The organism is Micromonospora yasonensis (assembly GCF_026013475.1).
Lineage (GTDB): Bacteria > Actinomycetota > Actinomycetes > Mycobacteriales > Micromonosporaceae > Micromonospora > Micromonospora yasonensis.
In genome coordinates this window covers 1-20,901 of record NZ_JAPDPH010000029.1, presented here as the reverse complement: position 1 = coordinate 20,901, position 20,901 = coordinate 1, and the positions used below count along the sequence as shown (strand labels likewise).

The window sequence follows — 20,901 nt, the reverse complement described above, 5'->3', positions numbered from 1 at the left end:
CCGGTATGACTCCCACCGACCAGCCCCGGCTCGCCGTCCGCTCGCCCGCCGACCTCATCGCCGCCGTGCCGTACCTGCTCGGCTTCCACCCCGCCGACAGCGTGGTCGTGGTGGCACTGCGCGGTCGCCGGGTCGTCTTCGCCGCCCGGGGCGACCTGCCCGAGCCCGGTGCCGACCCCCGGCCGGCCGCCCGGCACCTGGCGGAGGTGATCGCCCGCCAGGGCACCGAGTCCGCCACCGTGATCGGGTACGGCCCGGCCGGCCGGGTGACCGGGGCGGTCGACGCGGTCGGCGAGGCCCTGGACCGTGCCGGCCTGCTCGTCCTCGACGCGCTCCGGGTGACCGACGGGCGCTGGTGGTCGTACCTCTGCACCGAGCCGGAGTGCTGCCCACCCGACGGCACCCCGTACGACCCGGGGGCCAGCGAGGTCAGCGCGGCGGCCGTCTTCGCCGGTCAGGTCGCCCTGCCCGACCGGGCCGCGCTGACCGCCCAGGTGTCCGCGCTCGACGGGCCGGTCCGGGTGGCCATGCGCCGGGCCACCGTCCGGGCCCGTGGCCGGCTGGCCGCCCTCACGGAGGACGCGGGCGAGACCGCGTTGGTCGGCGGTCGCTCCGTACGCTCCGCCGGGGTGGCGGCCGTCCGTACCGCGTTCCGCCGGCACCGGCGCGGCGAGCGGCTGAGCGACGACGAGGTGGCCTGGCTGAGCGTGCTCCTCACCCAACTTCCGGTACGCGACCACGCCTGGGAACGCACGGACGGGCGGGACGCCGACATCAGCCTCTGGACCGACGTGCTGCGGCGGGCCGAGCCGGAGCTGATCGCCGCCCCCGGCAGCCTGCTCGCCTTCGCGGCCTGGCGGGCCGGATACGGCGCCCTGGCCGCGGTGGCCCTGGAACGGGTGCTCGCCGCCCGCCCCGACTACTCGCTCGCGCTGCTCCTGGACGACCTGCTCCGGTGCGGCCTGCCCCCGTCCGAGCTGGACGGCTGGCCGGCGGTCGGCACCTCGGCGGTGCTACGCCGGCGGCGCCGCCGGCGACCGGGGCGGTGAATGGATCGACGGTGCGGCACCCGGCGCGGTCGGCCGTGCCCGCATCGGACGGTGGATCGCCGACGTGGCGAAGGCGGTCAGCTGACGCGTTCCGCCCCCGCGTAGACGTTCATGGTCCGGCCGCGCAGGAAGCCGACCAGGGTCATCCCGGCCTCCTCGGCCAGTTCGACGGCGAGGGTGCTGGGCGCGGAGACCGCCGCGAGCAACGGCACCCCGGCCATCCACGCCTTCTGCGACAGCTCGAAGCTGGCCCGGCCGGAGACCAGCAGCACGTGCCCGGCCAGTGGCAGGCGGCGCTCCCGGACCGCCCACCCGACCACCTTGTCCACCGCGTTGTGCCGGCCGACGTCCTCGCGCAGCACCACCAGTTCACCGCCGGCCGAGAAGAGCCCCGCCGCGTGCAGACCCCCGGTCCGGTCGAAGGCGCGCTGCGCGGCGCGCAGCCGGTCCGGCAGGTCGGCGAGCACCGTGGCGGGTACCCGCAGCGGGTCGTCGCCTACCGCGAATCGCGATCGGGTCCGCACCGAGTCGATGCTCGCCTTGCCGCACACCCCGCACGAGCTGGTCGTGTAGAAGTTGCGGGCCGGGTCGGTGGTGGGTTCCGGTACGCCGGGGGCGAGCACCACGTCGACCACGTTGTAGGTGTTCGGCGTCTCCGCCCCGGCGCAGAGCTGGGCGGTGTGCACGTCGTCGGCGGATCGGATCAGCCCCTCGGTGAGCAGGAATCCGATCGCCAGGTCCAGGTCGTCGCCGGGGGTGCGCATGGTGACCGCGAGCGGCTTGCGCCGGCCGGGGCCGGCCGGGCCGACCCGGATCTCCAGCGGCTCTTCCACCGCCAGGGTGTCCTGCCGCCGTACCCGGTCGCGCCCGTCGGTCGCCGCGTCGAGGTCGATCCGGAGCACCCCGCGCCGGTCAGTCGCCCGTCCCATCCCGCCATCCTGCCCCGCGAGCCCGCGCACCCGCACGGCGACGCCCGGGCCACCCGGCCCGCCTGGCCGGGCCCGCTTGGCCCGCCCTACCCGATCCGGCCCGCCCTGGCCCGCGGTCCGGGCGGGGAGTCCGGGTCCGGGCGGGGGCGGGCCGGCGCGTTACCGTGGCCGGGTGACGGCGTACGCGGCGGTGGTGCTCTCGGGTGGCGCGGCCCGCCGGATGGGCGGGGTCGACAAGCCGGCACGGCCGGTGGGCGGCCGTCCGATGCTGCACCAGGTGCTCGCGGCGGTCGCCGATGCCGGGACGCGGATCGTGGTGGGCCCGGCCGGCCCGGTGCCGGAGGGCGTACGGGTGACCCGGGAGGAGCCGCCCGGCGGTGGCCCGGTCGCCGCCACGGCCGCCGGACTCGCCCTGCTCGACCCCGGTACGACCACCGTCGCCCTGCTCGCCGGCGACCTGCCGCTGCTGACCGCGGCGGCGGTGGCCGACCTGCGGCACGCGCTGGACGGGTCGACGGCCGACGGCGCCTGCTACGTCGACGACGCCGGGCGCCGGCAGCAGCTCTGCGGGGTGTGGCGGGTCGCCGCGCTGCGGGCCGCGGTCGACCGGCTCGCGGCCGAGCGGGGTGGCACGGTCGACGGGGCCTCGGTACGCGGACTGCTGGCCGGCACGGCCGTGCGGGAGGTGTCCTGGTCGGGCTCCGGGCCGCCGCCCTGGTTCGACTGCGACACTGACGAGGACGTACGCCGGGCCGAGGAGTGGACGCGATGACGGTGATGGACGACTGGGTCACGGCAGCCTGCGCCGAGCTGGGGCTGGACCCGGCCGAGGTGTCGGTGCCCATCGTGCTCGATCTGGCGAAGGACGTGGCCCACCAGGTGCTGCGCCCGGGCGCGCCGGTCACGGCGTACCTCCTCGGGGTGGCCGTGGGGCGGGGGGCGGACCCCACCGCGACGGCCGCGCGGCTCAGCGAGCTGGCCGGTTCCTGGCCGGTCGAGCTGGACGGCACCGCGCCCACGGAGTAGGCCGCTCCGCCGGTCTCCGACCCGGTGTCCGATCTCGGTCCCGAGGTGATTCGACCCCCACCGTCCGTGGGTAGGGTGGCCCCTGACGGACGGAGGCGATCATGACGGCAGACCACCCCTCGCCGGCCACTGAGCCCGCCAGCGGAGGCACCCCGGAGCAGTACGAGCCGATCCTGCTGGACGAGCCCACCACGGCCGATCTCCGGGCCAAGGTGACCGAGGCCTGGCGGGAGTTCGCTCGTGCGCTGGCCGAGCGGCTGCGCGCGCTGCCCACGGGCGCGCACCTGGAGCTGACCCTCGATCCGACCGCCTCCGGAACCGGGGACGCCGTCTACTCGATCAGCGTGGACGCCGGCGACGAGGGCCGGCTGTCGGCGCGGGCGGTCGGCAACGCCACCCTGCCGCAGGGCTACCGGCTGGACCGGGCGGCCGTGGCGGACATGATCGCGCTCGGCTGGTCCCCGCCCGGCGTGGTGGAGGGCTCGGGCGAGCAGTTCGGCCTGGACTGCGCGGTCGAGGAGACCACCCGGCTGGCGGCGGTGCTGTCCCGGACCCTGCGCGACGTCTACGGCGCCCCGCACCCCGCCTTCCTGGTCTACCTGGTGCACGACGCCGAGGGGGAGCCGCTGCCGGTGGAGCCGCTCGGCACCGCCCGCAGCGAGTCCGGCTCGGACCGCGACGTGGAGACCGACCTCGACGAGGCGCTGGCCGCCGCGGCCACCGCGCAGGCCGCCGAGAACGACGTGCTGGCCCTCGAGGAGCGGGTCCGTACGGTCGTCTCGACCATGCTCAAGTCGAAGTCCGACCAGTTGCAGGTCGACTCCGACGGTGACATCAACATCCGGGCCGGTTCGGCGATGGTCTTCGTCCGGGTACGCGACAACCCGCCTCTGGTGGACGTCTTCTCCCCGGTGCTCACCGAGGTCGAGCCGACGGAGCGCCTCTACATGAAGCTGTCCGAGCTGACCAACCGGATGCCGATCGGTCGCCTCTACTGTGCCGACGACACCGTGTGGGCCTCCATCCCGGTCTTCGGCCGCAACTTCCAGGCCACCCACCTGATGCTCGCGGTGCAGGTGATGACCGGCCTGGCCGACGAGTTGGACGACCGGCTGCACGGGGAGTTCGGCGGCAAGCGCTTCTTCGGCGAGGGCGACAAGCCGGCCCGGTCCCAGTCCGAACACCGCACCGGCATGTACCTCTGACGTCGCGCCGTTCCCTCGCCCTCGCCGCCGCCCGCAAGGGCGGTCAGTGGACGTCGAGGAGGGTCTTGCCGACGGTCGCGCGGGACTGCATGGCGGCATGCGCGTCGGCGGCCCGTTCCAGCGGGAAGCGCTGCCCGATCAGCGGGCGGAGTCGCCCGGCCGCGCCCTCGGCCAGCGCCTGTGCGGTGCGGGCGCGCAGTTCTCCGGGTGTGGCGTTCGGGCGGAGGAGGGTCACCCCGCGGGCGGCGGCCGTCTCCTCGGGCACGTCCGCCCAGGCGCCGCCGGCCAGCCCGAAGCTGAGCAACCGGCCGCCCGGGTCGAGCAGGCCGAACGCGGCCCGGGCGACCGGCCCGCCCACCCCGTCGAAGACCACGTCGACCCCGCCGCTGGCGGCGCGCACCCGGTGGGGCCAGTCCGGCTCCCGGTAGTCGACCACCACGTCGAGCCCGCGTTCGCGCAGCAGGGCCACCTTGCGGGGGCCGCCGGCGGCGGCGACCACCCGGGCCCCGGCCGCCGTGGCGAGCTGGGTCAGCAGGCTGCCCACCCCGCCGGCGGCCGCCTCGACCAGGACCCGTTCGCCGGGCCGCAGCCCGGCCGCCCGGACCAGCATGAGGGCGGTACGGCCGTCGGCGAGCAGCGCGACCGCCTCGTCCAGCGGCAGCCCGTCCGGCACCGGGAGGGGCGCGTCGTGGGCGACCACCACGCGCTCGGCGTATCCGCCGGTGCCGCCGGTGGAGGTGACCACCCGACGGCCGATCAGCCCCGGGTCGACGCCCGGGCCGATCCCGGTGATGGTGCCGCCCACGCCGTTGCCGGGGATCAGCGGCAGCGACCTGGCGAACGGCCCGAACCCGGTCGCCCGGAACATGGTCTCGACGAAGGTCAGGTTGGCGTACGCCACCTCGATCAGCACCTGCCCCAGACCGGGCACCGGATCCGGGGCAGGGCCCGGGACGAGCACCTCCGGACCGCCGAACTCCCGCAGCCACACCGCCCGCACGTCGCGCCCTCCCGTCCGGGACCGCCCCGGTGCGGCCCCGGCGTCCAGTGGACGACCTGAAGCGGGGTTGAGGTCAACCGGCGGACGGGCCGACGCCGGGGGACTCGACGAGTCGGGACAGCACGATCGTGCTCCGGGACGAGGTGACGAAGGACTCGGCCCGCAGCCGCTCCAGCGCCTCCTCCAGGTGGGCGATGTCGGCGGCCCGCAGGTGCACCAGCGCGTCCGCCTCCCCGGAGACGGTGTATGCGCCGACCACCTCCGGGTGCCGGCGCGCGGCCGCCCCGATCTGCGCCGGGGTGGTCCGGCCGGCGCAGAACAGCTCGACGAACGCCTCGGTGGTCCACCCCACGGCGGCCGGGTCGACCACCGCGGTGAAGCCCCGGATGACCCCGGCGGCTCGGAGCCGGTCGACCCGACGCTTGACCGCGGGGGCGGAGAGTGACACCCGGGTGCCGATGTCCGCGTACGAGGCGCGGGCATCTGCCACGAGCAACGCAATGATTCGCTGGTCGACCGCGTCTATCTGCAACGTTCCGCCTCTGGGAAGCAATGGTTGTGGCTGTTACCAAAGTTGTACCGTACCTACTCTTGGTGACCGTGAACCAGCAGCGAGTCCCGCGAAAGCGGACATACCTCATGTGCTCGCCCGAGCACTTCGCGGTCGAGTACGCGATCAACCCGTGGATGGACGTGACCGCGCCGGTCGACGCGGAGCTGGCGGTCAAGCAGTGGGACCGCCTGCGGGAGACGCTCGTCGGCCTCGGCCACGCGGTGCACCTGCTCACCCCCGAGCGCGGCCTGCCGGACATGGTCTACGCGGCCAACGGCGCCTTCGTGGTGGACGGCACGGTCTACGGCGCCCAGTTCAAGCACGAGCAGCGGGCCGCCGAGGCCGCCGCGCACCGGGCGTTCTACGAGGAGCACGGCTGGCGGTTCATCGCGCCGAACGAGACCAACGAGGGCGAGGGTGACTTCGCGTACCTGCCGGACGCGCACGGCGGCCTGATCCTCGCCGGCCACGGCTTCCGCACCGAGTTGGCGGCGCACGCCGAGGCCCAGGAGGCGCTGGGCCGCCCGGTGGTCTCGCTGCGCCTGGTCGACCCGCGCTTCTACCACCTGGACGTGGCGCTCGCCTCGATCGACGACGAGAACATCGTCTACTACCCGGGTGCCTTCTCGGCGGCCAGCCAGAAGGTCCTCGCCCAGCTGTTCCCGGACGCGGTGCTCGCGGACGACGAGGACGCGCTGGCCTTCGGGCTGAACCTGGTCAGCGACGGCCGGAACGTGGTGCTGAACAGCGAGGCGACCCGGCTGGCCGGCAAGCTCAAGGCGGCGGGTTACGTCCCGGTCCCGGTCGAGCTGGCCGAGCTGAAGAAGGGCGGCGGCAGCGTGAAGTGCTGCATCGCCGAGCTGCGCCACTGACGCGGACGACCCGCGCCGGATCGGAAACGGGCGGACTCCCTCGCGGGGAGGCCGCCCGTTCGGCGTACGGAGGGCGTCAGCCCAGGGTGGCCAGCTCGTTGACGACGACGTTCGACAGCAGCCGGCCGTCGAGCATGACCCGGCGCAGGTACCACTTCTGCTGCGGGGTGCGCGGCTGGTTGAACTGCCAGGCGCCGCGCGGGCTGTCGATCTGGCCGATCTTGCCGAGCGCCAGGTTGACCGCCTGCGGGGTCGGGTTCGCCCCGACCAGCCGGATCGCCTTGTTCAGCACCTGCGCCGCGTCGTACGAGGCCATCGCGTAGGTGGTCGGGGAGACGCTGTACGTCTTCCGGTAGGCCGAGGCGAACACCCGGTTCGCGGTGTTGTTGAGGTCGGGTGAGTAGTTCAGGGCGGTCTCGATGCCGTGCTTGAGGATGCGCGTGCGCTGCTCGCCGTCCTCACCGTCGTCGAGCTGGCTCAGCACGTTGCCCTCGGTGAGGAAGCCGGGAGCGTAGAGCTTGCCCTCGTAGCCCTCGTCGTAGAGCTGCTTGATGAACTGGACCGCGGCGGTGCCGGAGTAGTTGCAGAAGACCGCGTCGGGCCGCTTGGCGAGCGCCTTGCGGATCACCCCGGAGAACGCGTTCTTGCCCGGATTGGGGTCGTCGTTGGTCAGTACCGGGTCCTCGGTGAGCCGGCGGCCCTCCTGCTCGTAGCCGCGCCGGAAGCCGTCGATGACGTCCCGACTGCTCGTCCCCTTCGTCGCGAAGATCGCGATGCGCCCGGAGACGCCCAGCTGCCGCAGGTAGGCGCCGAGCGCCTCGCCCGGCTCGTCGAGCACGTACGAGGTCCGCCAGATGTAGACGACGCTCTGCAGGCTGGTGGGCGAGGCGTTGGACCCGATCAGCGGGACCCGGGCCTGCTCGACGGTGTCCCGGATGTCCGACATCGCCGTGGAGCTGACCACGCCGGTGAGCGCGAGAACGCCCTCCTTGACCAGCCGATCAACGGCGCCCTGGCTGGCCTTGGCGCTGTCGCCCTCCTCGGCCGTGACCAGGGTCACCGGGTGGCCGCCGAGCTGCTGGTCGTTGAGGCTCAGGAAGAGCTGGAAACCGTTGGTGATGTCGTCACCGATGGCCTTGTTCGGGCCGGTGCTCGGGACGATGAGCCCGATCTTGATCGGGCTGCCGGGGCTGGCCGCCCCCTCGGTGTCGGTGTCGGAGCCGCAGCCCGCCGCCAGCCCGGTGGTACCCAGCGCGGCCAGCAGTTGAAGTGCCCGCCTGCGGTTCATCTGCGACACCGATTTCCTTCCCGATAGGGCTGCCGGGCGCAGACCCCATCGGCGTTCTACCTGCTCGGCGACGCTGCGTCAATGGTCGGAAGATCATCGTGCAGGGACCGCAATGCAGCCACCACCTGGGGCCAGGCCGCCGAAGCCGGGGAGATCAACCCGAAATGCTCGCATTCTGGCAGCTCGATCAGCAGGGCAGGGCTGCCGGCGGCGCGCGCCGTGCCCACCCAGGAGCGACTGATCGCGATCGGAACCTGCTGGTCCAGGGCACCATGCATGACTACGCTGCGTACGCGAGTCGGCACTAATGCCGATGGATCAGCTGCGGCGTACCGGTCGGGGAACTCCGCCGGGCCGCCGCCGAGCAGGGCGGCCACCGCCCCGCCGTCCAGGTCCAGCCGGTACGCCTCGGCCAGGTCGGCGACCGGAGCCAGCGCGAGCACCCCGCCGACGCCGGCCGGAGCCTGCGCGGCCGCGTAGAGCACGAGGTGGCCGCCCGCCGAGTGGCCGACCAGGATCGGCGGCCCGGGCGCCACCTGACCGGGCAGAGCGGCGGCCGCCAGGGCGGGCAGCGCGGCCACCCCGGTGAGCACGTCGGTGAGGGTGTTCGGCCAGCCGCCGTCCGGCTGCCCGGTGCGCCGGTACTCCAGTTGGGCGACCGGATGGCCCAGCGCGGCCAGTGCGGTGGCCATCGGGCCGGTGTGGCCGCGGTCGTACTCGGCCCGCCAGAAGCCGCCGTGCACCACGATCACCAGCGGCCGGGCCGGGCCGGCGCCGGCCGGACGGCGCAGATCGGCGAGCTGGTCCGGGTGGTCGCCGTAGGCGACCGTGGCGTCCGGCGGCGGGGACGGCTGGGTGAGCACGTCGCGTGGGTCAGCGGGCATGCCGGCGACGGTAGCGCGTGCCGCCGGTTGGCCCGCCCGGGTGGTTCGGGGGCGTCGAGCCGGTCCCGCCGCGCGCGGGTGGCGGGGGCTGGGTAAAGATGGGTGCCATGACCGAAGCGCGTTCCGCGGGACAGAACGACGAGCAGGACAAGGACAGCATCCCCGGCACGGTGGTGGTGGTCGGGCCGGACGGCCGGCCGGTCGGCACGGTGCAGACCGACGAGGGCCAGGGCGAGGACCCGACCCGGCTGGTCGAGCAGCCCGCCAAGGTGATGCGGATCGGCAGCATGATCAAGCAGCTGCTGGAGGAGGTCAAGGCGGCCCCCCTCGATGACGCCAGCCGGCACCGGATGCGCGAGATCCACGAGCGGTCCATCGTCGAGCTGAAGGAGGGCCTCGCCCCCGAGCTGCGCGAGGAGCTGGAGCGGATCTCGCTGCCATTCACCGAGGACAAGGCGCCCAGCGAGAGCGAGCTGCGGATCGCCCACGCCCAGCTGGTCGGCTGGCTGGAAGGGCTGTTCCACGGCATCCAGGCCGCCCTGGTCGCCCAGCAGATGGCCGCCCGCGTCCAACTCGAGCAGATGCGCTCCGGCCGGGCGGCGCTGCCCAGCGGCCCCGGCGGGATGGCCCCCGGCATGCCGGGCATGCCGCAGACCAACGAGGGGCACGCCCCCGGCCAGTACCTCTGACGGCCTGGCCGCCAGGTGCGGCCTACCGCTGACCGGCCGGGCGTGGGCACGCCCGGCCGGTCAGGCCACCCCGAAGACCTGCTCCAGGTACGCGGCCACGCCGTCCTCCTCGTTCGACCCGGTCACCTCGTCGGCGATCTCCAGCACCGCCGGGTGCGCGTTGGCGACGGCCACCGCCCGGCCGGCCCAGGTCAGCATCGGCACGTCGTTGGGCATGTCCCCGAAGGCCAGCACGTCCCGCTCTTCGATGCCCAGCCGGGCGGCGTACCAGGCCAGGCCCGCCGCCTTGGTCACTCCGGCGGCGGAGATCTCCACCAGCCCGCTGTACGAGGAGTGGGTGGCCTCGGCCAGCCCCTGCAGCGCCCCGGCGACCACCCGGACGAAAGCGTCGGGGTCCTGCTCGCCGGCCCGGGCCAGCAGCTTCACCGCAGGCGCGGCGAGCAGCTCCTCCGGGGACTCGACCGCCCGGATCGCCTCGAGGTCGGCGTCCCAGCGCAGCGGGTAGTGCGACTCGTGCCGCATCTGCCGGCTGTCCACGATCTCCACCGCGAAGCTCACCCCGGGTACCTCGGCCCGCAGCCGGCGGGCCACCTCGGCCAGCAGTTCGGGCGCGAGCGGATCGGCCCGCAGCACCTCGTCGGTGACCGGGTCGTACACCACCGCGCCGTTCGCGCAGATCGCCGGCAGCGGCTCGGCGAGTTGCTCGTACACGAGCGGGAGCCAGCGGATGGGACGGCCGGTGACGAGCACGGCCGGCGTGCCCGCGTCGGCGATCCGGGCCAGCACGGCCGAGGTACGCGGGCTCAGGGTCCGGTCGTCCCGGAGCAGCGTGCCGTCGATGTCGGTGGCGACCAGGCGAGGTTGATCTCCCATCACCGGGAGAGTAGTCGGTCCAGGTAGACCGCGACGCCGTCGTCGTCGTTGCGCAGGGTGATCTCGTCGGCCGCCGCCCGGACCTCCGGGTGGGCGTTCGCGACCGCGACCCGTGACCAACCGGCCCAGCCGAACATCGGCAGGTCGTTGGGCTGGTCGCCGAAGACCAGCACCTCCGCCGGGTCGACGCCGAGCCGCTCGGCGACCACGCTCAGCCCGGTGGACTTGTCCACCCCGGGCGGGCAGATCTCGATGAAGCCGAGGCCGGCCTGGGTGAGCGTGGCCAGCTCCGGCGGGACGATCGTGCGGGCCACGGCCAGCAGTTCGTCCACGTGGTGGTCGGCGGTCCGGGCAAACGCCTTGATCACGTCGCAGGAGAGGCACTCCTCGCGGCTGCGCGCCTCGAACCGGTCCTGGTACGGCCAGCTCGCGTGGTAGTCGCCCCACAGCGGCGCGTCGTGCTCGTCCGACGCCTCCACCATCACGGTCAGCGGGCCGACCTCGGCCTCCAGGTCGGCGAGGAGCCGGGCCAGCACCGCGCCGGAGAGCCGCTCGTCCCGCAGCACCAGCGGCCCGTCCGGGTCGCTCTGGTCGACCACCCGCCCGCCGCCAGCCATCACCAGGAAATCCGCGGCGCGGATGTCGTTGCGGGTCAGTTCGGTCAGGCGCGGTCCGCGTCCGGTCGCGCCGACCACCGGAATCCCGGCGGCCCGTACCCGGTCGAGCACCTCATGCGTGTACGTGGAGACGGTGTCGTCGCTACGCACGAGCGTGCCGTCGAGGTCGGTGGCGATCAGCTTGGGCAGCCCCGGGCGGGTCATGGTTCCTCCTTCGCCCGCCGCCGTCGTGCCAGCCATCCTGGTCCTCGGTGCCTGGGCCCACGAACGGCGGGCAGCAACCGTATCTCGCGGAACAGGCCGCAACCACGGCTTTTCGGCGAATCGGACACCAATCCGCGGTGACCGCCCGGTGTCCGATCGCGCAGCTCAGCGCGGCTGCTCGGGGCGGGCGAACGGCGCCGTGGGCGCCACCGTCAGGTCGGCCGGCGCGGGCGGCAGAGGGTCCTCGCGGGACCGGCGTCGGGCCGGTACGGGCTGTCCGTTCTCCGCCGCGACGGGCTCGCCGTCCGACTCCGGTGCCGGGTCGACCGCCCGGCCGGAGAGGTGGAGCGCGGCGGCGAGCAGCCCCGTCGCGACGAAGGCACTGACCAGGCCGCGCCCGTACTCGACCCGGAACCCGTCCTGGGCGGAGAAGAAGAGGGTGTGCTGGCCGGTGTCGTCCAGCGAGAAGGCGGCGGCGGTGAGCACCGCCAGCATCGCCAGGGCGAGACCGAGTCCGGCCACCCGGGCGTTGTGCCGGATGGCGGCGCTGCCCCGCAGCGCGAGGGCCACGGCACCGGCCAGGCCGAGCAGACCCACCAGGTACGCGACGCCGAAGCCGCCGACCTCCGCAACCCCACCGGGCACCCGGACCGCGGTGTTGCCCTCCGGGCCGCCGTTCGGCACCGTCATCACCAGCCACTCGCCGACCAGCGAGGCGATCGCGGCCACCGCGCCGAGCCCGACCAGCACCGGCGGCAGGCGGTGGTCCCGGGCGAAAGCGGCGAGGGAGCGGCCGGCGCGACCGGCCGGGGCCGGGTCGGTGTCGCCCCACTCCACAACGGTGGTGCCGTCGGACCGGTCCTGTCTGGGGATGGGGATGGGGAGATCCTGGGACATCGGCCACCCTTCCGCTCGCGCGGGCCTGCGTCGAATCATGACACAGCCGGCAGCCGGTGACAGGGATCGCAAGTGCGTCGGGCCGGTGCGGGGCCGCCCGCTTTCGGATAGCGTCATGCCATGCCTATCCGTACCGCTTCCGCACGTTGGCAGGGCAACCTCACCGAGGGCGCCGGCACCGTCCGCACCGGCAAGGGCGGGCTCACCGGCAACTACTCCTTCAAGTCCCGCTTCGAGGAGGGTGAGGGGACCAACCCCGAGGAGCTGATCGGCGCCGCGCACGCCGGCTGCTTCTCGATGGCCCTCTCCAAGCAGCTCGCCGACGCGGGCGCCACCGACACCTCGGTCGAGACCACGGCCAAGGTGCATTTCGACAAGACCGACGCGGGCATGACCGTGACCCGGATCGACCTGGAGACCGTGGGCCAGGTCCCGGGAATGGACGAGGCCCAGTTCACCAAGCTGGCCGAGGCGGCCAAGGAGAACTGCCCGATCTCGCGGCTGCTCTCCCCGGGCGCCCAGATCACCCTCAACGCCCGCCTGGCCTGACTCCGGCCGTACGCGACGCGTGGCCGGCCGCGCGTGAGGCGTGGCCGCACTTTCACGGAAAGAGTGCCCATCGGGCTGCCGATGGCCACTCTTTCCGTGAATTTGTGCCGACCAGGAAGGAGCGAGCGGGCGGCGTGGCGGTGGAGATGAGCCGGGAGCGGTTCGAGGAACTGGTCGGGGAGGCCCTCGACGAGGTGCCCGAGGAACTGCTCGGGCTGATGAGCAACGTGGTCATTCTGGTCGAGGACGACCCGCCTCCGGGCGAGGACCTGCTCGGCATCTACGAGGGGCACGCGCTCACCGAACGGGGCTGGGACTACTCCGGGGTCCTCCCGGACCGCATCCTCATCTACCGGAACCCGATCCTGGGGATCTGCGACACCGAGGACGACGTCATCGACGAGGTGGCGATCACGGTGGTGCACGAGATCGCCCACCACTTCGGCATCGACGACGAACGGCTGCACGCTCTCGGCTGGGGCTGACCGGGCCCACTCCGCGCCCCGCTCGGCCGATCCCCCGCCTTGCGCGGTTCCCCTAACCTGCGGGCAGGCACACCCCGATCCAGGAGGAAGAAGCCCATGCGCAGCGCGCTGTTCTCCGCGGAGAACCTTGAGAAGGAGTCCCAGCAGCCGGGCATGCGGCTGCAGAACTCCAAGATGCTGAAGATCGAGCTGAACGGCGAGGCGATGGCCCGCGTCGGGTCCATGGTCGCGTACCAGGGGCAGGTGCAGTTCCAGGCGCTCGGCTCGGGCGGCATCGGCAAGTTCATCAAGCAGCGGCTCACCGGTGAGGGCGTCCCGCTGATGAAGCTCAGCGGCCGGGGCGACGTGTTCCTCGCCGACCTCGCCAAGGACGTGCACATCATCGACCTGGAGCCCGGCGACGCCCTGTCCATCAACGGGTCCAGCGTGCTCGCCTTCGACTCCACGCTGACCTACGACATCAAGATGGTCAGCGGCATGGGCTTCGCCGCCTCCGGCCTGTTCAACTGCGTGTTCACCGGCCACGGCCGGATCGCGGTCACCACCAAGGGCACCCCGGTGGTGCTCAACGTGGATGCCCCGACCTACGTCGACCCGCAGGCCGCGGTCTGCTGGTCGGCCAACCTGCAGACCGGCTACCACCGGGCCGAGCAGCTCGGCCTCGGCACGCTGATCGGCCGGACCACCGGCGAGGCGTTCACGATGAGCTTCGCCGGCCAGGGCTTCGTCGTGGTCCAGCCGTCGGAGGAGGCGCCGGTCCAGGGGAGCGGGGCCCAGCAACAGCAGGGTGGCCTGCTCGGCGGCCTGCTCCAGTGACCGCCGGGCGTGCGGGGCGCCGGTCCGGGCGTCCCGCGCGCCCTCAGCTCAGCTCGCCGGCGCGCAGCCGGGCCAGCCAGGCCGCCGCGTCGGCGTAGTCGGCGTCAGAGAGGCCCGCCGGTGCGGGGACCGGCCGGTCGTTCGCCGCCGGGCTCCAGCGGTGCCGGGGGTACGACCCGAGAAAGCGCACGTCCGCGCAGACCCGGCGCAGCCCCTGCAACGCCTCGCCGAGGCGGACGTCGGCGACGTGCCCGGTGCAGTCGAGGAAGAAGACGTACCGGCCGAGCGCCTCGCCGGTCGGGCGGGACTCGATCCGGGTCAGGTTCACGCCGCGGACGGCCAGCTCCATCAGCACGGACAGCAGCGCGCCCACCCGATCGTGGGCGATGTAGACCGCCAGCGAGGTCACGTCGTCCCCGGTGGGCGGCGGCGGTGGGCCCGGGCGGGAGACCAGCGCGAACCGGGTCACCGCGTCCGGGTGGTCGGCGATCTTGTCGGCGAGCACCGCCAGCCGGTGCCGGGTCGCGCCGATCGGGGCACAGATGGCCGCGTCGTACTCGCCCGTTGCCGCGCCCGCCGCGGCCGCGCCGTTGGAGAGCACGTCCACCACCGTCGCGTCGGGCAGGTGGTCGCGGAGCCAGTTGCGGCACTGGGTGGACGCCTGCGGATGCGCGGCCAGGCTCCGGACCTCGGTGAGCGAGGTGCCCGGGCGGGCGGCGAGCACGAACTCCACCGGCAGGATCACCTCCCGGGTGATCACCAGCGGCTCCCCCTCGGCCAGCTCGTCGAGGGTCACTCCGACCGCGCCGCCGATGGAGTTCTCCAGCGGCACCAGAGCGGCGTCCGCCTCCCCGGCCCGTACGGCGTCCAGCGCCTCACCGACGCTGCGGGCCGGCGTGCGGCTGCCCCGTTCGGCGGCCGGCACGGTACGCAGTGCCTGCTCGGCGAAGGTGCCCTCGGGCCCCAGGTACACGAAGCGGGTCGGTGGTGTTCCCGGCATGGTGACCAGCCTACGCACCCGGGGTGCCGCCGCAGGCCAAGGTCCGGATGCCGGGTGGCCCGGCGGCGCGTACCTCGACGGAGCAGACGTCGGTCCCCGCCGTCACCAGCTCCAGGGCGGTGGGCTTGCCCCGGGTGACCACCTGCAGCTCCTCGTGCCCGCTCACCGCCAGCACGGTGTACTGCCAGCCGTCCGCGCACAGCGGCCCGGACCGGACGGTGACCCGTACGTCCCGGGGCAGCACCCGGGCCCGGCCGCGGAGCAGCGACACCACCCGGTCCCCGGCGGGGCCGGCCGAACAGGCTGTAGCGGCCACGTCCGACGGGGTGGGTACGGGCGCCGGCGCGGTGGGTGTGGACGGTGCGGTGAGCGTCCCGCTCGGGGTGGGGGTCGGGGCGGCCGAGGCGCTGCCGGCCGGGGTGGCCGACTGGCGCAGCTCGGGTGGGACCCCGCAGCCGGCGAGGGCCAGCAGGGCGGCCAGCGAAGCCGTGCGGATCCGGCGGCGGGGGGCGGGGCGGGGTGGGGTGGTTGACACGGTCCGATCCTCGGCATCGACGTATGTCGTTAAGCTGACTGGCCGAGCTCATCGTAGGAGGATCGCCCGATCGAGTGAAGGTCACCCGCGGATCCGGTGCCCCGCCCGCTCCAGTGCGGTTGTCGCCTCGGCCAACCGGACGGCCGGCACCAGCACGTGGTCGGTGTCGTACGTGGAGAACGCCACCACGTCCACCCGTGCCTGGGCGAGCGGGTCGACCAGGGCGGCCAGGGTGCCGGTCAGCGGCAGGTCCAGCGGACCGACGATGCGCAGGCAGCGCCAGTCGGTCTCGACGACCGCCTGCTCGGGGACCCGTGTGGTCGGGCAGATCAGCGAGACCCCGTCCGCGGTCCAGCTCACCGTCACCACGTCCCGGTCGCCGAGCTCGTGCCACATCCGCGGCGGCAGGACGGAGCCGGCCGGCAGTCGGCACACGGCGTACTCGCCCGGCAGCAGTGCGACATCGAGCATGAGGGCACCCTACGGCCTCGGCGAGGGCCCGCTCCACAAGCGCCCGGTGCGGCGAACGGTGGACGTTGTCGCAGGTCAGACCCGGGAGAAGAAGGTGAGCGAGCCGGCGACCTCGCCCTCGGTCAGCACCGGGGTGGAGATGGCGTCGACCGTGGTCCCGGCGTCGTCGCCCGGCCCTTGGACCCGGAGCAGCCCGCGGGCGAGCCGGCCGGAGTACAGGGCGAGCAGTGGCGGGATCTTGTCGGACTCCTGCTCGGTCAGCTCGCTCGGCTGAGCGGTGAAGTCGACCAGGCGCAGCCCGCCCTCCAGCAGCGGCCGGCCGATCACGTCCTCGGGTGCGCCGAGGCAGAGCAGCTCGCAGCCGGACGCGGAGATCGCCACCACGGTCGTGTCGCCGTCGATCAGCAGGCATGGCTCGGCGGCCCGGGAGACCGTCCCCGACCACTGCCCGAAGTTGTCGGACTCCGGCTCGGTCGAGCTCCCCGCCGCACGGGGGAACACTTCCGAGAGCGAGAGTTCGACGTGGGCCACCGCGCCTCCTATGTACACCGACCGTCTGTCCACGCTAGCCGGTCGTCACGACGACCGCCCGACCGCGCTCGGTCCATCGGCCGCCGTGCCGCCCGGGAAACCGGGGGCGTCAGCGGGACGGGGACGGGTGTCGGTGCGAGGGGTGCCCGGTGTCGGGCGGCCGGCGACGGCGCAGCCGACGGAACCACCGGGGGCGGATCCGTGGACCGCGTGGCGTCGCCGGAGACGTTACCGCCGCGCCGCCCGCTTGTCAGCGGCCGTTCGGCCCTCGTCGTACCACCGGTAGTCGGCCGCGTGACGGTACGTGCCGTTGAGCCAGGTGGCGGGATGCTGGGCGACCCGCGAGAGCTTCTCGGCGGTCGCCGGGCTGATCCGGTTGCCTCCGGCGATGAGCAGGCGGTCCAGCTCGCGATGGGTGGCCATCAGACAGTCCTTGGGCAGGCCGTACACGCTGATCACCCCGGAGCCGACGAAGGTCAGCACCGGGGTGACCGGGATCGGCAGGCCCACCGCGTCGGAGAGAGCCTTGCTGGCCCGTTTGGCGTCCCGGCGGGCCTCGGCCACATAGGGCGGGCGCTTGCCGTTGATCTGCACCACGTCGCCGGCGACGAGCACCCGGGCGCGGCCGTGGTCGGCGATGGTTACCGCGAAGAGACCGCTCGGCCCGATGGCGAGGAACCCGGCCCGCTCGTCCTCACCAGGGTTGAGGAGAGCGTCCGCGGCGTCCGTACGGGGCCACTCGATGACGTGCCAGGCGGGCCCGAGGTGGTCGAGCTGGCCGAGGGCACGAGCCCCGGCCGCCTCCAGTCGACGGGCGCCCCGCTCGGCCCGGCGACGGCGGGCCCACTCGAGGGGCGTCGGTCGGGCCGGTTCGAGCACCGAGGTGGACTCCACCCGAGGGTGGGGCATTGCGACGGTCGGCAGTGCCCGGGCGGGTACGGCTCGACGAGCGGGAAAGACAGTCATCGCGACCTCCGGCAAAAGGTCTCTCGAAGTTATGTCTCCACTACCCTACGTTGCCTACCCGGGGGCTCGGCAAGGTGGAGCGCCGGAATGAGTGTGGATGAATGCCATATTCATTCACACTTCTTTTCCCGGATGGTGCGGAAGCCTGCCCTACGCTGCGAGGGTGACCCACTATGTGGACAGCGAGGTCGGTCGGCTCGGCACCGTGCTGCTGCACCGCCCGGGGCCGGAACTCGCCCGCCTCACGCCACGCAACAACGACTCGTTGCTCTTCGACGCTATCCCATGGGTGGGACGGGCGCAGGAGGAGCATGACGCCTTTGCCGCCGCGCTGCGCGACCGGGGGGTGGAGGTGCTCTACCTCGCCACCCTGCTGGCCGAGACGCTCGCCGTGCCGGACGCCCGGGCCGAGCTGACCGAGCTGGTGCTCCGCTCGCCCCGGCTGGGCGACACGTTGCGCCGACGGATCGCCGACCACCTCGCGTACCTCGACCCGGCCGCCCTCGCCGACGTCTTCGTCGCCGGGCTGGCCCACGAGGAGCTGCGGATCGGCCGGGACCGGCCGGGCGGTCTGGTCTGGACGCTCATGGACCGGCACGACTTCGTCATCGACCCGCTGCCGAACCTGCTCTTCACCCGGGACTCGTCGGTATGGATCGGGGACCGGGTCGGGGTGACCAGCCTGGCCATGACCGCCCGGCGGCGCGAGACCAGCCTCACCGACACGATCTACCGCCACCATCCGCGCTTCGCCGGCACCGAGTTCGTCTACCACTCAGAGCTGGAGCACCTGGAGGGCGGCGACGTGCTGCTGCTCTCGCCGGGCGTGCTCGCCGTCGGGGTGGGCGAGCGGACCACCCCGGCCGGCGCGGAACGGCTCGCCCGACAGGTGTTCGCCGCCGGCCTGGCGCACACCATCCTGGTGGTGCCGATCGCGCAGGAGCGGGCCACCATGCACCTGGACACGGTCTGCACGATGGTCGACGTGGACGCCGTGCTGATGTACCCGAACATCGCCAGCACGCTGTCGGCGTACACGGTCATCGCCGGGGTGGACGGCGACGAGCCCCGGGTGGACGGGCCGGCGCGGTTCCTGCGCGCCGCCGCCGACGCGATGGACCTGGACCAGCTCCGGGTGATCGACACCGGCCTCGACCCGGTCACCGCCGAACGCGAGCAGTGGGACGACGGCAACAACACCCTCGCCCTGGCGCCCCGGCTCTGCGTGGGCTACGAGCGCAACGTGGAAACCAACGCTCAGCTGGAACGGGCCGGCATCGAGGTGATCGCGATCGCCGGCTCGGAGCTGGGCTCGGGCCGGGGCGGCCCGCGCTGCATGTCCTGCCCGTTGGTCCGCGAGCCGCTCCGCCCCTGAGTAAGGAGGGGCCCCTTTTTAACAGACGTCTGTTAAAAAGGGGCCCCTCCTTACACCTCAGCGCAGCGTGAGCTGGCGGCCGAGAAGCCCCTGCCGGGCTCGCCGCCCGGCGGCGTCCAGCGGCTCCTTCTCCTCCAGCGCCTCGGCGTACCGCTTGGCGAACTCGGTCACCGGCTCCTCCCAGTCGGTGGCCGGTACGTCCTCGGGCAGGTCCCAGACCGGCACCAGGCGGCCGTGCGCCCGGAACATGCCGGCGAAGCGGGTCTGCTCGCCGAGCGCCAGCGTGCCGGCCGCGCTGAGCCGGGACAGCGCGTCCAGCGCCACGTCCTCGTCGTCGGGGAGCACCCAGCGCACGTGCGCCTTCTCCGGCACCTGGCACCAGTACGCGGCCCGGGCCGCCGCCAGCTTGACGGTCGGGTAGATCGCCGCGTTCGCCCGCTCCAGGGACGCCTGCACGGTCGGGTCGTCGGCGGCGCCCGGGTCCAGCCAGAACTCGAAACCTTCGTGCATGGTGATCTCCAGCGGGCCGTCCACCAGGACGTCCTGGAGGCGTGGGCCCGGGCCGGGCAGCGGCGGCACGCTCACCTGGCCACCCGGCTCGGTACGCAGGGCGCAGAGCAGCGCGTCGGCCAGGTCCCGGGAGACGTCGCCGGACTGCTGGTGGCGCTGGAGGCCGATGAAGACCCGCCCGTCCGGCTTGGTCATCGCGGGGGCCGCCATCGGCAGCACGGTGGCCAGGGTGACCGGGCGGTCGCCGTACTCCTCGACCAGCTCGGGGGCCAGCCGCAGCGGCGCGGAGGCGGCCGGGACCAGCTCGCGCAGGGCGATCCACTCCGGCTCGTCCACCAGGCCCTCGAATGGTCGGGGCACGAAGACGTCGCGCACCTTCTCCCGCTTCGGGGTGGCTTCGGCGGTCCGCTGGCTCTTGCGACGCTTGCTCATGCGGTCGCCTCGCTCCGCTCGGCGGCCGCATGAGGCTCCACGGCACAGAGCCTGATGATTCGCTCGCTGCGCTCGCTCATGGCGACACAGCCTAGATGCCGGGGCGGACCCGGGTGGGCGGTACCCGCCCCCGGACGCTCGTCAACCGGCCACCAACAGGTCGGGCCGGGGCGAACCGGTCGGGTCGAACTCGGCCCAGACGCTCTGGCCGAGACCGTCCCGCTCGACCCCCCAGCGGCTGGCCAGGCCGGACACGATGTGCAGCCCGCGCCCGTCGATCGAGTCGGGGGTCGACGGCCGCATCAGCGGGCCCGAGGCCGAACCGCCGTCGGTCACCCGGAGCTGGACGGTCTGCCCGTCGGCACCGGACCGTAGCCGCCAGGCCACCCGGACCACGCCGCCGGGCAGCGGGTCCGCATGGCGTACGGCGTTGCCGACCAACTCGGCGAGGACCGCGACCAGGTCCGCCAGCAGCACCGGGGGTACGACGTCGGCCAACTCGTCGGCGAGCCGGTGCCGGGCGAGGCGCGCGCCGGTCGCGTGGTGGGGCACCACCACACACCACGATCGTTCGGCCGAACCCGTTGCCACCGTCGTTCCTTCCACCCCATGAGTGCCCAGGTCATGCCCGCGGCAGCCGCACCTCTGCGACCGTACCCCCACCGGCTCTCGGTCGGAGGGATACCCATCCATTCTGCTGTTCAACGATCTGGCGGACGAGATAGAGGCCCAGTCCCGCCCCGGGATAGCGCCGGCGGTCGCCGGACTCGCCCTGCCAGAACCGGTCGAACGCCCGCTCCACGTGCTCGGGACGGATGCCGATGCCCCGGTCGGCGACCCGGAAGGAGACGGTCCGCTCGTTCGCCTCGGCGGTGACCTCGATCGGGGTGTCCGGCAGGGAGTACTTCCCGGCGTTGGTGCTCAGCTCGGTGAGCACGGTGGCGAGGCTGTGCCGGTCGCCCAGCGCCTTGGGCAGGTCGGCGGGGAGGTCGAGGACGATCCGGTGCCGGACGTCCGCCGGCAGATCGATCACCGCGGCCCGCAGCGCGTCGCCGAGGTCGAACGGGGCGGCCGGCTCGCCGCCGGGCCGGTGCTCGGTGGCGGCGGTGAGCAGCCGGTCGACCAGCCGGGCGAGCTCGTTGGCG

Annotated in this window: 26 protein-coding genes; 10 read left to right on the top strand and 16 right to left on the bottom strand. The window is 73.6% G+C overall.

The window, feature by feature from the left end; genetic code table 11:
• The first annotated feature begins 5 nt into the window (after positions 1-5).
• Positions 6-1,049, top strand: coding sequence for a DUF4192 domain-containing protein (locus tag ONA70_RS09220; RefSeq protein WP_265005928.1), 1,044 nt, complete (start codon positions 6-8; stop codon positions 1,047-1,049).
• A 77-nt stretch (positions 1,050-1,126) separates the two neighbouring features.
• Here the strand turns inward: ONA70_RS09220 and fdhD are convergent, their stop codons facing one another.
• Positions 1,127-1,978: a formate dehydrogenase accessory sulfurtransferase FdhD gene (fdhD, locus tag ONA70_RS09215; protein ID WP_265005927.1), complete on the bottom strand. Its 852-nt coding sequence runs from the start codon at positions 1,976-1,978 to the stop codon at positions 1,127-1,129.
• Positions 1,979-2,150: 172 nt separating this feature from the next.
• On the opposite strand from fdhD, the gene mobA reads away from it, so the two are divergent.
• From mobA to ONA70_RS09200, 3 genes are all read left to right on the top strand, one after another.
• Positions 2,151-2,750, top strand: a complete 600-nt coding sequence (gene mobA / locus ONA70_RS09210) for a molybdenum cofactor guanylyltransferase (protein WP_265005926.1) — start codon at positions 2,151-2,153, stop codon at positions 2,748-2,750.
• Positions 2,747-3,004 (top strand): DUF6457 domain-containing protein, encoded by a 258-nt coding sequence (locus tag ONA70_RS09205; RefSeq protein WP_265005925.1) that lies wholly within the window; start codon positions 2,747-2,749, stop codon positions 3,002-3,004. Before mobA ends, ONA70_RS09205 begins: the two co-directional genes overlap by 4 nt.
• A gap of 101 nt (positions 3,005-3,105) precedes the next feature.
• Positions 3,106-4,209, top strand: a complete 1,104-nt coding sequence (locus tag ONA70_RS09200) for a YbjN domain-containing protein (protein ID WP_265005924.1) — start codon at positions 3,106-3,108, stop codon at positions 4,207-4,209.
• Between the two features lie 43 nt (positions 4,210-4,252).
• On the opposite strand, the gene ONA70_RS09195 is transcribed toward ONA70_RS09200, so the two are convergent.
• Positions 4,253-5,209, bottom strand: coding sequence for a zinc-binding dehydrogenase (locus ONA70_RS09195; protein ID WP_265005923.1), 957 nt, complete (start codon positions 5,207-5,209; stop codon positions 4,253-4,255).
• Between the two features lie 73 nt (positions 5,210-5,282).
• Positions 5,283-5,741 carry an Lrp/AsnC family transcriptional regulator gene (locus tag ONA70_RS09190; protein ID WP_265005922.1) on the bottom strand — a complete coding sequence of 153 codons (459 nt, stop codon included), beginning with the start codon at positions 5,739-5,741 and terminating at the stop codon, positions 5,283-5,285.
• A 59-nt stretch (positions 5,742-5,800) separates the two neighbouring features.
• On the opposite strand from ONA70_RS09190, the gene ddaH reads away from it, so the two are divergent.
• Positions 5,801-6,634: a dimethylargininase gene (ddaH, locus tag ONA70_RS09185; protein ID WP_406601174.1), complete on the top strand. Its 834-nt coding sequence runs from the start codon at positions 5,801-5,803 to the stop codon at positions 6,632-6,634.
• Positions 6,635-6,710: 76 nt separating this feature from the next.
• Here ddaH and ONA70_RS09180 read toward each other — a convergent pair whose 3' ends face one another.
• Positions 6,711-7,931: an ABC transporter substrate-binding protein gene (locus ONA70_RS09180; RefSeq protein ID WP_265005921.1), complete on the bottom strand. Its 1,221-nt coding sequence runs from the start codon at positions 7,929-7,931 to the stop codon at positions 6,711-6,713.
• A gap of 47 nt (positions 7,932-7,978) precedes the next feature.
• Positions 7,979-8,806 carry an alpha/beta hydrolase family protein gene (locus tag ONA70_RS09175; protein WP_265005920.1) on the bottom strand — a complete coding sequence of 276 codons (828 nt, stop codon included), beginning with the start codon at positions 8,804-8,806 and terminating at the stop codon, positions 7,979-7,981.
• 98 nt (positions 8,807-8,904) lie between these two features.
• Here ONA70_RS09175 and ONA70_RS09170 point away from each other — a divergent pair, with 98 nt between their 5' ends.
• Positions 8,905-9,495, top strand: a complete 591-nt coding sequence (locus tag ONA70_RS09170; RefSeq protein WP_265005919.1) for a bacterial proteasome activator family protein — start codon at positions 8,905-8,907, stop codon at positions 9,493-9,495.
• Positions 9,496-9,555: 60 nt separating this feature from the next.
• On the opposite strand, the gene ONA70_RS09165 is transcribed toward ONA70_RS09170, so the two are convergent.
• The 3 genes from ONA70_RS09165 to ONA70_RS09155 all read right to left on the bottom strand — a co-directional run bounded on the left by ONA70_RS09165 (position 9,556) and on the right by ONA70_RS09155 (position 12,086).
• The gene (locus tag ONA70_RS09165) at positions 9,556-10,368 is read right to left on the bottom strand and encodes an HAD family hydrolase (protein WP_265005918.1); all 813 of its coding nucleotides are present in this window, start codon (positions 10,366-10,368) and stop codon (positions 9,556-9,558) included.
• Positions 10,368-11,189, bottom strand: a complete 822-nt coding sequence (locus tag ONA70_RS09160) for an HAD family hydrolase (protein WP_265005917.1) — start codon at positions 11,187-11,189, stop codon at positions 10,368-10,370. The genes ONA70_RS09165 and ONA70_RS09160 overlap by 1 nt, the downstream gene beginning before the upstream one ends.
• A gap of 165 nt (positions 11,190-11,354) precedes the next feature.
• The gene (locus ONA70_RS09155) at positions 11,355-12,086 is read right to left on the bottom strand and encodes a hypothetical protein (RefSeq protein ID WP_265005916.1); all 732 of its coding nucleotides are present in this window, start codon (positions 12,084-12,086) and stop codon (positions 11,355-11,357) included.
• A gap of 120 nt (positions 12,087-12,206) precedes the next feature.
• Between ONA70_RS09155 and ONA70_RS09150 the strand changes: the two genes are divergently transcribed.
• The 3 genes from ONA70_RS09150 (at position 12,207) to ONA70_RS09140 (ending at position 13,936) form a co-directional block, all read left to right on the top strand.
• The gene (locus ONA70_RS09150) at positions 12,207-12,635 is read left to right on the top strand and encodes an OsmC family protein (protein WP_148797965.1); all 429 of its coding nucleotides are present in this window, start codon (positions 12,207-12,209) and stop codon (positions 12,633-12,635) included.
• A gap of 140 nt (positions 12,636-12,775) precedes the next feature.
• Positions 12,776-13,120, top strand: coding sequence for a metallopeptidase family protein (locus ONA70_RS09145; RefSeq protein ID WP_265005953.1), 345 nt, complete (start codon positions 12,776-12,778; stop codon positions 13,118-13,120).
• Positions 13,121-13,216: 96 nt separating this feature from the next.
• A complete protein-coding gene (locus ONA70_RS09140; RefSeq protein WP_265005915.1) occupies positions 13,217-13,936 on the top strand; it encodes an AIM24 family protein in 720 nt (239 codons plus the stop codon).
• Positions 13,937-13,979: 43 nt separating this feature from the next.
• Here the strand turns inward: ONA70_RS09140 and pheA are convergent, their stop codons facing one another.
• The 5 genes from pheA to ONA70_RS09115 form a co-directional block, all read right to left on the bottom strand.
• Positions 13,980-14,936 carry a prephenate dehydratase gene (gene pheA, locus ONA70_RS09135; protein ID WP_265005914.1) on the bottom strand — a complete coding sequence of 319 codons (957 nt, stop codon included), beginning with the start codon at positions 14,934-14,936 and terminating at the stop codon, positions 13,980-13,982.
• A 10-nt stretch (positions 14,937-14,946) separates the two neighbouring features.
• On the bottom strand, positions 14,947-15,471 hold the full coding sequence (locus tag ONA70_RS09130; protein ID WP_265005913.1) for a hypothetical protein: 525 nt from the start codon (positions 15,469-15,471) through the stop codon (positions 14,947-14,949).
• A gap of 81 nt (positions 15,472-15,552) precedes the next feature.
• Positions 15,553-15,942 (bottom strand): ACT domain-containing protein, encoded by a 390-nt coding sequence (locus ONA70_RS09125; RefSeq protein WP_265005912.1) that lies wholly within the window; start codon positions 15,940-15,942, stop codon positions 15,553-15,555.
• A gap of 75 nt (positions 15,943-16,017) precedes the next feature.
• Positions 16,018-16,473, bottom strand: a complete 456-nt coding sequence (locus tag ONA70_RS09120; RefSeq protein ID WP_265005911.1) for a hypothetical protein — start codon at positions 16,471-16,473, stop codon at positions 16,018-16,020.
• Positions 16,474-16,701: 228 nt separating this feature from the next.
• Positions 16,702-17,439, bottom strand: a complete 738-nt coding sequence (locus ONA70_RS09115) for a hypothetical protein (RefSeq protein WP_265005910.1) — start codon at positions 17,437-17,439, stop codon at positions 16,702-16,704.
• A gap of 163 nt (positions 17,440-17,602) precedes the next feature.
• Here ONA70_RS09115 and ONA70_RS09110 point away from each other — a divergent pair, with 163 nt between their 5' ends.
• The gene (locus ONA70_RS09110; RefSeq protein ID WP_265005909.1) at positions 17,603-18,814 is read left to right on the top strand and encodes an arginine deiminase; all 1,212 of its coding nucleotides are present in this window, start codon (positions 17,603-17,605) and stop codon (positions 18,812-18,814) included.
• Between the two features lie 57 nt (positions 18,815-18,871).
• On the opposite strand, the gene ONA70_RS09105 is transcribed toward ONA70_RS09110, so the two are convergent.
• The 3 genes from ONA70_RS09105 to ONA70_RS09095 all read right to left on the bottom strand — a co-directional run.
• Entirely contained in the window at positions 18,872-19,756 is an 885-nt protein-coding gene (locus ONA70_RS09105) for a DUF5926 family protein (protein ID WP_265005908.1), read from the bottom strand.
• Between the two features lie 141 nt (positions 19,757-19,897).
• Complete coding sequence (locus ONA70_RS09100; protein WP_265005952.1) at positions 19,898-20,314, bottom strand: ATP-binding protein; 417 nt, start codon at positions 20,312-20,314, stop codon at positions 19,898-19,900.
• A gap of 64 nt (positions 20,315-20,378) precedes the next feature.
• Positions 20,379-20,901, bottom strand: a 523-nt coding sequence (locus ONA70_RS09095) for a sensor histidine kinase (protein WP_265005907.1), incomplete at its 5' end; no start/stop codon positions are given.